This window comes from Bacillus sp. es.034, assembly GCF_002563655.1.
In the GTDB taxonomy this organism is placed as follows: Bacteria; Bacillota; Bacilli; order Bacillales; family Bacillaceae_B; genus Rossellomorea.
The window spans coordinates 530,697-542,500 of sequence record NZ_PDIY01000001.1 but is presented as its reverse complement, the minus strand read 5'-3'; the positions used below and the strand labels follow the sequence as shown (position 1 = coordinate 542,500).

Annotated in this window: 10 protein-coding genes, 2 rRNA genes and 1 riboswitch (1 of these 13 only partly in view); all 12 genes read left to right on the top strand. The window is 47.2% G+C overall.

What is annotated here, in order from left to right; genetic code table 11:
- Nucleotides 1–1,340, top strand: a 23S ribosomal RNA gene (locus ATG71_RS02705) (it extends 1,596 nt beyond the left edge of the window).
- 102 nt (nucleotides 1,341–1,442) lie between these two features.
- Nucleotides 1,443–1,559: ribosomal RNA gene (gene rrf / locus ATG71_RS02700) — 5S ribosomal RNA — on the top strand.
- Between the two features lie 877 nt (nucleotides 1,560–2,436).
- Nucleotides 2,437–2,967 (top strand): DUF2179 domain-containing protein, encoded by a 531-nt coding sequence (locus ATG71_RS02695; protein ID WP_179886626.1) that lies wholly within the window; start codon nucleotides 2,437–2,439, stop codon nucleotides 2,965–2,967.
- Nucleotides 2,964–3,161 carry an NETI motif-containing protein gene (locus tag ATG71_RS02690; protein ID WP_098438400.1) on the top strand — a complete coding sequence of 66 codons (198 nt, stop codon included), beginning with the start codon at nucleotides 2,964–2,966 and terminating at the stop codon, nucleotides 3,159–3,161. The genes ATG71_RS02695 and ATG71_RS02690 overlap by 4 nt, the downstream gene beginning before the upstream one ends.
- Nucleotides 3,162–3,250: 89 nt before the next feature.
- Nucleotides 3,251–3,352, top strand: a riboswitch (purine riboswitch).
- Between the two features lie 151 nt (nucleotides 3,353–3,503).
- Nucleotides 3,504–3,983 (top strand): 5-(carboxyamino)imidazole ribonucleotide mutase, encoded by a 480-nt coding sequence (gene purE, locus ATG71_RS02685; protein WP_098438399.1) that lies wholly within the window; start codon nucleotides 3,504–3,506, stop codon nucleotides 3,981–3,983.
- Entirely contained in the window at nucleotides 3,970–5,130 is a 1,161-nt protein-coding gene (gene purK, locus ATG71_RS02680; protein WP_179886437.1) for a 5-(carboxyamino)imidazole ribonucleotide synthase, read from the top strand. Before purE ends, purK begins: the two co-directional genes overlap by 14 nt.
- Complete coding sequence (purB, locus tag ATG71_RS02675; RefSeq protein WP_098438398.1) at nucleotides 5,127–6,425, top strand: adenylosuccinate lyase; 1,299 nt, start codon at nucleotides 5,127–5,129, stop codon at nucleotides 6,423–6,425. The genes purK and purB overlap by 4 nt, the downstream gene beginning before the upstream one ends.
- A gap of 108 nt (nucleotides 6,426–6,533) precedes the next feature.
- A complete protein-coding gene (purC, locus tag ATG71_RS02670) occupies nucleotides 6,534–7,259 on the top strand; it encodes a phosphoribosylaminoimidazolesuccinocarboxamide synthase (protein WP_098438397.1) in 726 nt (241 codons plus the stop codon).
- Nucleotides 7,247–7,501 (top strand): phosphoribosylformylglycinamidine synthase subunit PurS, encoded by a 255-nt coding sequence (gene purS, locus ATG71_RS02665; RefSeq protein WP_098438396.1) that lies wholly within the window; start codon nucleotides 7,247–7,249, stop codon nucleotides 7,499–7,501. The genes purC and purS overlap by 13 nt, the downstream gene beginning before the upstream one ends.
- A complete protein-coding gene (purQ, locus tag ATG71_RS02660) occupies nucleotides 7,498–8,184 on the top strand; it encodes a phosphoribosylformylglycinamidine synthase subunit PurQ (protein WP_098438395.1) in 687 nt (228 codons plus the stop codon). The genes purS and purQ overlap by 4 nt, the downstream gene beginning before the upstream one ends.
- Nucleotides 8,168–10,402: a phosphoribosylformylglycinamidine synthase subunit PurL gene (gene purL / locus ATG71_RS02655; RefSeq protein WP_098438394.1), complete on the top strand. Its 2,235-nt coding sequence runs from the start codon at nucleotides 8,168–8,170 to the stop codon at nucleotides 10,400–10,402. Before purQ ends, purL begins: the two co-directional genes overlap by 17 nt.
- On the top strand, nucleotides 10,378–11,799 hold the full coding sequence (purF, locus tag ATG71_RS02650; RefSeq protein ID WP_098438393.1) for an amidophosphoribosyltransferase: 1,422 nt from the start codon (nucleotides 10,378–10,380) through the stop codon (nucleotides 11,797–11,799). Before purL ends, purF begins: the two co-directional genes overlap by 25 nt.
- Nucleotides 11,800–11,804: the final 5 nt, after the last annotated feature.

Genomic DNA, 11,804 nt, shown 5'->3' with positions numbered 1-11,804 from the left:
GCGAAGTTCCTGATTCCACACTGCCAAGAAAAGCCTCTAGCGAGGAAAAAGGTGCCCGTACCGCAAACCGACACAGGTAGGCGAGGAGAGAATCCTAAGGTGAGCGAGAGAACTCTCGTTAAGGAACTCGGCAAAATGACCCCGTAACTTCGGGAGAAGGGGTGCTCTGGTAGGGTGCAAGCCCGAGAGAGCCGCAGTGAATAGGCCCAGGCGACTGTTTAGCAAAAACACAGGTCTCTGCGAAGCCGTAAGGCGAAGTATAGGGGCTGACGCCTGCCCGGTGCTGGAAGGTTAAGAGGAGTGCTTAGCGCAAGCGAAGGTGCGAATCGAAGCCCCAGTAAACGGCGGCCGTAACTATAACGGTCCTAAGGTAGCGAAATTCCTTGTCGGGTAAGTTCCGACCCGCACGAAAGGCGTAACGATCTGGGCACTGTCTCAACGAGAGACTCGGTGAAATTATAGTACCTGTGAAGATGCAGGTTACCCGCGACAGGACGGAAAGACCCCGTGGAGCTTTACTGTAGCCTGATATTGAATTTTGGTACAGCTTGTACAGGATAGGTAGGAGCCTTGGAAACCGGAGCGCCAGCTTCGGTGGAGGCATCGGTGGGATACTACCCTGGCTGTATTGAAATTCTAACCCGCGCCCCTTATCGGGGTGGGAGACAGTGTCAGGTGGGCAGTTTGACTGGGGCGGTCGCCTCCTAAAGAGTAACGGAGGCGCCCAAAGGTTCCCTCAGAATGGTTGGAAATCATTCGCAGAGTGTAAAGGCACAAGGGAGCTTGACTGCGAGACCTACAAGTCGAGCAGGGACGAAAGTCGGGCTTAGTGATCCGGTGGTTCCGCATGGAAGGGCCATCGCTCAACGGATAAAAGCTACCCCGGGGATAACAGGCTTATCTCCCCCAAGAGTCCACATCGACGGGGAGGTTTGGCACCTCGATGTCGGCTCATCGCATCCTGGGGCTGTAGTCGGTCCCAAGGGTTGGGCTGTTCGCCCATTAAAGCGGTACGCGAGCTGGGTTCAGAACGTCGTGAGACAGTTCGGTCCCTATCCGTCGTGGGCGCAGGAAATTTGAGAGGAGCTGTCCTTAGTACGAGAGGACCGGGATGGACGCACCGCTGGTGTACCAGTTGTCTTGCCAAAGGCATCGCTGGGTAGCTATGTGCGGAAGGGATAAGTGCTGAAAGCATCTAAGCATGAAGCCCCCCTCGAGATGAGATTTCCCATCACGTATGTGAGTAAGATCCCTAGAAGATGACTAGGTAGATAGGTCAGAGATGGAAGCATGGCGACATGTGGAGTTGACTGATACTAATCGATCGAGGACTTAACCACAAAGAGTCATATTTATATGAACAACAATTGGTCGATATTCGGCTTTCTTGACATCAATCCTTTATCTAGTTTTGAAGGAACAATCCTTCAATGAAATATTCGTCTGGTGATAATGGCGAAGAGGTCACACCCGTTCCCATGCCGAACACGGAAGTTAAGCTCTTCAGCGCCGATGGTAGTTGGGGGATCTCCCCCTGTGAGAGTAGGACGTCGCCAGGCAAATAGGAAAAGAGTAGCTCTTAGTGAGTTACTCTTTTTTTGGTTTAGATTGTTGTTCGAAGAACATTAGATTTCTCCTCGACCGCAGTGCGAGGGTAGGGAGGAGCAAGAAGGTCGAGGACGCGAGGGAGAGAAGACCGGAGTGTGGCCCCCACACGAGGATCTGAACGAGTGAAGCGGACGAAGAGATTCGCCGCTCAACACTAGCCGGAGCCTTCAGTGCCGATGGTAGTTGGGGGCTCCCCCTGTGAGAGTAGGACGTCGCCAGGCAAATGTGAAAAGAGTAGCTCTTAGTGAGTTGCTCTTTTTTTGGTTTGATTAAAGTCATTATTTGGTAAAAAACGCAATTAAGGGTGGGAATGACGCAATAAATAAAAAAACGACGCAATTAATCCTAAAATGACGCAATCACCCTCCGAAAAGACGCAATTATTTTAGCTCACCTCTTTCATTCAATGAAAATAGCAGACTTTTATATGAATGACATAGCTCAATCAAAGAAAATTAATAAGCTAGTTATAAAATAATGAGAGAATGACGTCTTACTTGAAGAGAATCTACCAATTAGGCAACCGTACAATCCAAATCATATATATTGTTCAGTATTTCACAATCGTCGTACCCATCCCAAACCCAAACCCAAACCCCCCATCACCATCCCAAAATCAACCCACCTCATGTTTCAATCCGCCCAAAACAGGATACACACGTAATAAGATCCCGGATTTTCTAGAAATTGTCATAGAGTAATCACATAAATTTTTTCATGAAGTGGTTCATATTATGAATTTTTTCTAGTAAAATAGATACTTAATTTGAGCATACTACAGGTAGTAGTGGAGAGAGGAGCATCTTGGTGTTAGACAATAGCTTTGTGATGGTAGCGATCATCTTAATCATCAATGTTGTATATGTGTCCTTTTTTACGATCAGGATGATTTTGACGTTAAAAGGTTATCGATATATAGCTGCTTTTGTAAGTACATTTGAAGTAGTGATTTACGTGGTGGGCCTTGGGCTTGTACTGGACAATTTGAATGAGATCCAGAATTTGATCGCGTATGCGGTCGGGTATGGTCTTGGTGTGATTGTCGGAATGAAGATCGAGGAGAAGCTGGCTCTTGGGTATATTACGGTGAATGTGATCACAAAGGAGTATGATAAGGCCCTTCCGAATGAGCTTCGTGCCCGTGGATACGGGGTGACGAACTGGGAGGCGAATGGTCTTGAGGGGAATCGGATGGCCCTGCAGATCCTGACTCCGAGAAAGTATGAGATGAAGCTGTATGATACAATTAAGGAGCTTGACCCGAAAGCATTCATCATTGCCTATGAACCGAAAGCGATTCACGGAGGGTTCTGGGTGAAGGCGGTGCGAAATATACGTAAAGGAAAATTAAAAGAATGAGTAAAAAGAAATTATTATTTGAAGTGCAGGAAAACGAGACCATTTCAGACTGCCTGGATCGTATGAAAGAATTGGGTTATATGCCCGTAAGGCGGATGGAAAAACCTGTTTTTGAAGAACAGAAAGAAGGAACTAAAACAGAGTATGTCCCTATTAGACAGACAATTGTCTTTGAAGGAAAGAAGATGGAATAGTAAACGCTTCAAATCCGAACAATAATTTTCAGACTTTTATTATCGTTCGATTATTCGTTGACAGGGTCTCAATATCACGTTATGATGGAGACAAATAAACCGAATGCCCTCATATAATAATGGGAATATGGCCCATGAGTCTCTACCTGACTACCGTAAATGGTCGGACTATGAGGGAAAGTAGCTGTCTGGATACGAGTGCGTTTATGGGCCCTATCGGATAAAACGGGACCATTCTCTTTAAAATACCCAGATCAATTGCTTTCTCTCAAATGTAGAGAACAATTGATCTGGGTATTTTTGTGAAGAGGGAATAAACTACGGGAGGTGCCTGTCACCATTATGATTTCAGTGATCATGGGAAGTACATCAGACTGGGAAACAATGAAGCATGCGTGTGAGGTATTGGAGGAGATTGAGATTCCGTTTGAGAAACGTGTTGTATCGGCTCACAGGACACCTGATTATATGTTTGAGTTTGCGGAAAGTGCGAGAGACCGCGGAGTGAAAGTGATCATAGCAGGTGCAGGAGGAGCTGCCCATTTACCGGGAATGGTGGCTGCGAAGACCACATTGCCTGTGATCGGGGTACCAGTACAATCGAAGGCATTGAACGGAATGGATTCACTGTTGTCGATCGTTCAGATGCCCGGTGGCATTCCGGTTGCGACGGTGGCAATCGGGAAAGCGGGAGCTACGAATGCAGGACTCCTTGCTGCTCAAATCCTTTCGATTGAAGATACAGAATTGGCCGTCAGGTTGGATAACAGACGGGAAGCGCTACGGGAAAAAGTGATGGAAAGTAGTGATGACCTTGAATAAGAAGACGATTTTACCAGGACAGACAATCGGGATCATCGGTGGCGGACAGCTTGGCCGGATGATGGCACTGGATGCGAAAGCAAGAGGCTTTCGGGTGGCGGTATTAGATCCTTCGCCGCACTCACCATGTGCACAGGTGGCAGATTATGTGATCACGGCAGGCTTTGACCAGTATGATGCTCTATATAGACTGGCTGAAGAGTGCGATGTGATTACATACGAATTTGAAAATATCGATTATGAAGCGCTGAAATGGTTGTCTGAGCGTGCCTACTTACCACAAGGGGCTGAATTGATCCGCATCACTCAGGACCGGATCATGGAAAAGGAAGCCCTTACGTTTGCAGGGGTGGAAGTCGCTCCTTATGCTGTGATTAAACAACAGAAGGACATCTATGATAATATAGAAAAGCTTGGCTATCCAGTGGTTTTGAAAACGACGAGGGGCGGTTATGACGGGAAAGGACAGTATGTGATCCGGGAAGCAGGCGGGATAGATGAAGCCGCTGCTTTATTGGAGAATGGTCCGTGTGTGCTGGAGAAATGGATTCCTTTTGAAAAAGAGTTATCCGTGATCGTGACACGTAATCCCGATGGACAGCAAACGAACTTCCCGGTAGTGGAAAACATTCATGTGGATAACATTTTACATGAAACAATTGCGCCGGCGAGGGTAAGTAAAGAAACAGCAGATAAAGCAATCAGGATGGCAAAGAGGATCAGTGAGACACTTGACCTTGTCGGGACGCTGGCGATTGAGATGTTTCTGACGGCAGATGGAGACATCTTTATCAATGAGCTGGCTCCAAGGCCACATAATTCCGGTCACTACTCGATTGAAGCATGTGACTTCTCTCAATTTGCCCAGCACGTCAAGGCTGTTTGCAACTGGCCGCTTGTCCAACCGACCTTATTAAAGAACGCTGTGATGGTTAATCTATTAGGAGAGCATATCGAGCCTATTATGAAGGCTGTTCCAAAGCACCCGGACTGGTTTATCCATCTGTACGGCAAGGATCTACCGAAGCCGAAGCGGAAAATGGGGCATGTCACGTTATTAACCAATGATATGGAAGAGACATTGTCGAACATAAACGAAGCTGGGATTTGGAAGGTGCAAGAAAAGATCGGAGGACGACTGGTATGATAGAACGTTATACACGCCCTGAAATGGGAGCAATTTGGACAGAGGAAAATCGTTTTCAAGCATGGCTTGAAGTGGAAATCCTGGCTTGTGAAGCATGGGCTGAGATCGGGGACATTCCGAAAGAGGATGTAGCGAAGATCCGTAAGAACGCAGGATTCAATGTGGATCGCATCAAGGAAATTGAAGAAGAAACACGTCACGACGTTGTAGCTTTCACAAGAGCAGTATCAGAAACTCTTGGAGAAGAAAGAAAATGGGTTCATTACGGACTGACTTCAACGGACGTTGTGGATACGGCCCTTTCGTATCAACTTAAGCAGGCGAACGAGATTATTTTAAAAGATTTGGAACGCTTCGTCGAAATCTTAAAGAACAAAGCAATCGAGCATAAGCATACGGTCATGATGGGACGTACGCACGGTGTTCATGCTGAGCCGACTACATTCGGTCTGAAGCTTGCTCTGTGGTATGAAGAGATGAAGCGTAACGTGGAACGATTCAAAGCAGCTGCTGATGGAGTGGAATTCGGTAAGATTTCAGGAGCGGTCGGAACGTATGCGAATATCGATCCATTTGTTGAGTCATATGTGTGTGAAAAGCTTGGTATCACACCGGCTCCTGTTTCTACCCAAACATTGCAGCGTGATCGCCACGCTCATTACATGGGGACACTTGCACTGATTGCGACGTCCATCGAGAAGTTTTCTGTCGAGGTCCGCGGATTGCAGAAGAGTGAGACACGTGAAGTGGAAGAGTTCTTCGCGAAGGGTCAAAAGGGATCATCAGCGATGCCGCATAAGCGTAACCCGATCGGTTCCGAGAACATGACGGGGATGGCCCGCGTGATCAGAGGATACATGCTGACAGCGTATGAGAACGTGCCTCTATGGCATGAGCGCGATATCTCTCATTCTTCCGCAGAGCGTGTGATTCTGCCGGATGCGACGATCGCCCTTAATTACATGCTGAACCGTTTCGGAAACATCATCAAGAATTTGACGGTCTTCCCGGAGAATATGCAGCGTAATATGGATCGCACACTTGGCTTGATCTACTCGCAGCGTGTCCTTTTAGCCCTTATCGATAAAGGCATGACCCGTGAAGAGGCGTATGACACGGTTCAGCCAAAAGCGATGGAGGCATGGGAGAAGCAAGTGGCCTTCCGTTCTCTTATCGAAGAGGATGCAACCATCACGTCCAAGCTGTCGCCGGCTGACATTGATGACTGCTTCGATTACAACTATCACTTGAAACATGTGGATACAATCTTTGAACGATGCGGCTTAGTCGAGTAAGTCCTTCTGATAAATGAATAAGGCAGGGGTTTTTAGCAGAATCCCTTCCTTTTTTTATGAAAATATAGACTGAAGATTGGCAATTTTCAACGAACAGGGGGATTTTACATGGAAAAAGGAACGCTTTTATATGAGGGGAAAGCGAAACAAATTTTCAAAACGAACGATGAAGACGTCGTTTGGATTCAGTATAAGAATTCTGCCACTGCTTTTAACGGGGAGAAGAAAGCGGATATCGATGGCAAAGGGGTTTTAAATAATAAGATTTCGAGTTTGCTATTTTCAAAGCTTGCTGAAAAAGGGATTCAGAGTCATTTTATTAAACAGATTTCAGAAGATGAGCAGCTGGTCAAACGTGTAAACATCATTCCACTTGAAGTTGTGGTCCGGAATGTGATTGCCGGAAGCTTGTCAAAGCGGCTCGGGAAAGAAGAGGGGACACCCCTACAAAAGCCGATCATCGAATTTTACTATAAAGACGATGATCTGGGAGATCCACTGATCACCGATGATCACATTGATTTCCTGGAGATCGCTGCCCGGGAAGAACGTGCCGAGATCAGAACGATGGCACTCCGTGTGAATGAAGTCCTTCAAGGGATTTTCAAAGAAGCGGGAGTCACTCTCGTCGATTTCAAATTGGAGTTTGGGAAAGACCGTGATGGAGCGATTCTATTAGGGGATGAAATCTCACCGGACACTTGCCGTCTGTGGGACGCCGAAACGAATCAGAAGCTTGATAAGGATGTTTTCAGAAGAGATATTGGAAGTTTAACAGAAGTATACTCAATCATTTTAGAACGCTTAGGAGGAAACAAACTATGTACAAAGTAAAGGTTTATATCACATTGAGAGAAAGTGTATTAGATCCTCAAGGAAGTGTTGTGAAGCAGGCGCTGCATTCCATGGAATTTAAAAGTGTGGAAGATGTACGCGTCGGAAAGTATATGGAGTTGACTCTTCCAGAAACTGTTGAGAACGTGGAAGCGACGGTTGAAGAAATGTGTCATCGTTTGCTTGCAAACCCCGTGATCGAGGATTACCGATATGAAATCGAGGAGAGTGTCGCTCAATGAAGTTTGCAGTAATTGTATTCCCAGGCTCTAACTGTGACATCGATATGTATCATGCCATCAAGGATGAAATCGGTGAAGAAGTGGATTACGTTTGGCACGATGCTGATAATCTGGAAAACTATGATGCGATCCTTTTACCAGGGGGATTCTCGTACGGAGATTACCTTCGTTCAGGAGCGATTGCCCGTTTCTCGAACGTCATGAAAGAGGTCGTAAAAGCGGCAGAGCAAGGTAAGCCGGTTCTTGGCGTATGCAACGGATTTCAGGTTTTACTGGAAACGGGGTTACTTCCAGGGGCCATGCGCCGGAATGAGAGCTTGAAGTTCATCTGTAAAACCGTTCCGTTAACCGTTCTGAACAATGAGACGATGTTTACGAATGGCTATGAAAAGAATGATGTGATCCAAATTCCGATTGCCCACGGTGAAGGAAATTACTTCTGTGACGAGGAGACGATGAACACTTTACGGGTAAACAATCAAATTGTGTTCACCTATACGGATGAAAATCCGAACGGAAGCGTTGAAAATATTGCAGGAATCACAAATGAAGCAGGAAATGTCCTTGGGATGATGCCTCACCCTGAGCGTGCCATGGACACTTTACTAGGTAGTGAAGACGGGAAGAAACTATTTCAATCGATTGTGAAACACTGGAGGGAAAAACATGTCGTTAATGCTTGAACCAACTTCAACAAAAGTGAAAGAAGAGCAGCTTTATCGTGAAATGGGTTTAACAGACGAAGAATTTTCAATGGTGGAAAACATCCTCGGAAGAACACCGAACTACACAGAGACCGGTCTTTTCTCTGTTATGTGGTCAGAACATTGCAGCTATAAAAATTCAAAGCCTGTACTGATGAAATTCCCAACGACAGGTGAACGCGTTCTTCAAGGACCTGGAGAAGGAGCTGGGATTGTTGATATTGGCGATGATCAAGCAGTGGTGTTCAAAATCGAGAGTCATAATCATCCGTCGGCCATCGAGCCTTATCAAGGAGCGGCAACGGGTGTCGGGGGTATTATACGAGACGTATTCTCGATGGGGGCAAGACCTGTCGCACTCCTCAACTCTTTACGCTTTGGAGAGTTGGATTCTCCTCGTGTTCAGTATCTATTTAAAGAAGTCGTAGCGGGTATCGCAGGATACGGGAACTGTATCGGGATCCCCACTGTCGGAGGGGAAGTTCAATTTGATGCCTCTTACGAAGGAAATCCCCTTGTAAACGCCATGTGCGTCGGGTTGATCGATCATAAGGATATTAAAAAAGGCCAGGCTCATGGTGTCGGCAATACCGTCATGTATGTCGGGGCAAAAACAGGTCGTGACGGCATTCATGGAGCCACCTTCGCATCCGAGGAATTAAATGAAGGATCGGAAGAGAAACGTCCGGCCGTTCAAGTGGGAGATCCATTCATGGAAAAATTACTACTTGAAGCGTGTCTGGAGCTTGTTCAGAATGATGCCCTTGTCGGAATTCAGGACATGGGAGCTGCGGGTCTTACAAGCTCATCCGCTGAAATGGCAAGTAAAGCAGGATCCGGAATCGAAATGGATCTTGACCTTGTACCACAGCGTGAAAGAGGCATGACGGCTTATGAAATGATGCTGTCGGAATCACAGGAGCGAATGCTGATCGTCGTGGAAAAAGGCCGTGAGCAAGAAATCGTCGATCTTTTTTCAAAATATGACTTAGAAGCGGTTTCCATTGGGAAAGTAACAGACGATAAACGCCTTCGTCTTCTTCACAAAGGTGAAGTCGTGGCAGATGTGCCGGTCGATGCACTAGCTGAAGAGGCACCTATTTATCACAAGCCATCCCAAGAAGCGGCTTACTATAAAGAGTTTCAGGCAATGGAAACGCCTGCTCCAAAGGTTGAAGATTATAAAGAGACGCTTAAAGCGTTGTTACAGCAGCCGACGATCGCGAGTAAAGAATGGGTATACGATCAATATGATCATCAGGTAAGAACGAGCACGGTTGTGAGCCCGGGTTCTGATGCGGCGGTCGTACGTGTACGCGGGACGAGAAAAGCCCTTGCCATGACAACGGACTGTAATTCACGTTACCTTTACCTGGATCCGGAAGTCGGAGGAAAGATCGCTGTTGCAGAAGCAGCACGTAATATCGTTTGTTCGGGAGCGATCCCACTTGCGATCACCGACTGCTTAAATTTCGGAAATCCGGAGAAACCGGAAATCTTCTGGCAGATCGAGAAGTCCGTTGACGGGATGAGTGAAGCGTGTCGCGAGCTATCGACACCGGTCATCGGCGGGAATGTTTCCTTATATAACGAATCAATGGGAACGGCTGTATATCCAACACCTGTAGTAGGGATGGTAGGCCTCATTGAAGATGTTGACCATATTACGACTCAAAGCTTCAAGGAAGCCGGGGATTCCATTTATGTCATCGGTGAAACACGTGAAGAGTTCGGTGGAAGCGAGCTGCAAAAGCTAACAGAAGGAAAAATCTTCGGTCAGGCACCGGCAATCGACTTGAAAACCGAGCTTCGCCGTCAAATGCAACTGTTAGAAGCGATTCAGAAAGGTCTTGTGGTATCTGCCCATGACATCGCTGAAGGCGGGTTTGCTGTTGCGCTTGCGGAGTCGACTTTTGGAACAAAAGGATTGGGAGCAAACGTCCAGCTTTCTGGCGGGAACAATGTGGCGGATCTGTTCAGTGAAACACAGTCACGTTTCATCGTTTCAGTCAAACCTGAAAACAAAGAAGGGTTTGAGAAGCTTGTACCAGATGCGAAGGTGGTTGGACACGTAGCAGATAACGGAGCCATCAAGGTGTCATCGGAAAATGGGGGCGCACTATTGGAAGCGTCCGTTGAAGAATTGGAATCAGCTTGGAAAGGAGCGATCCCATGCCTGCTGAAATCAAAGGTTTAAACGAAGAATGTGGAGTATTTGGGATATGGGGACATCCCAATGCCGCACAGATTACGTATTACGGGCTTCATAGTCTGCAGCATAGGGGACAAGAGGGGACAGGGATCGTCGTTTCTGACGGGGAGACGTTACGATGCTTAAAAGGGGAAGGCCTCGTAACGGAAGTGTTCCAGGAAGGCACCATCGAGAAGCTTGAAGGGGATTCGGCCATCGGTCATGTGCGCTATGCGACGGCAGGAGGCGGAGGCTACGAGAACGTTCAGCCTCTTCTCTTTAACTCACAAAATGGCAGTCTTGCTCTTGCTCATAACGGGAATCTCGTCAATGCGAACGCCTTGAAGCATCAGCTTGAAGGACAGGGGAGTATTTTTCAAACAAGCTCGGATACAGAAGTACTGGCTCACTTAATTAAGCGAAGCGGCTATTTCAACTTGAAGGATCGCGTGAAAAACGCACTGACGATGTTAAAGGGTGCTTATGCATTTGTCGTCATGACGGAAACAGAGATGATGGTGGCCCTTGATCCACACGGTCTTCGCCCATTATCTCTCGGTAAGCTTGGGGATGCTTACTGTGTTGCGTCAGAAACATGTGCCTTTGATATCGTAGGGGCTGAATTCGTACGGGATATCGAGCCGGGGGAGCTTGTGATCATCAATGATGAGGGATTGACCTCAGAACGGTTTAGTTTTTCAGGCGGGAATGCGATGTGTACGATGGAATACGTATACTTCTCAAGACCGGACAGCAATATCCAGGGGATCAACGTCCATTCCGCGAGAAAGCGGATGGGGATGGAACTTGCGAAAGAGGCTCCGATTGAAGCGGATGTCGTAACAGGGGTACCGGATTCCAGCATTTCTAGTGCGATCGGTTACGCCGAAGAATCAGGAATCCCATATGAAATGGGACTGATCAAGAATCGTTACGTTGGGCGTACGTTCATTCAGCCGTCTCAATCCCTTCGCGAGCAGGGTGTGAAGATGAAGCTTTCTCCTGTAAGGGGAGTGGTTGAAGGCAAGCGTGTCGTCATGGTGGACGATTCCATCGTACGGGGAACGACGTCGAAACGGATCGTGACGATGCTGAAGGAAGCGGGAGCGAAGGAAGTTCACGTGTGCATCAGCTCACCGCCGATCAAGAACCCTTGCTTCTACGGCATCGATACATCCACTCATGAAGAACTGATCGCGTCTTCCAACTCAGTGGAGGAAATGCGCCAGATCATCGGAGCGGACTCACTGACGTTCTTGAGTCCGGATGGCGTGATCAAAGCGATCGGACGGGATGATTCATCAGAGAACCGCGGTCAATGCATGGCTTGCTTTACAGGGAAGTATCCAACGGAAATCTACCCGGATACACTTCATCCACATGAAAAAGAGTTAGTGAAATAGGGGGA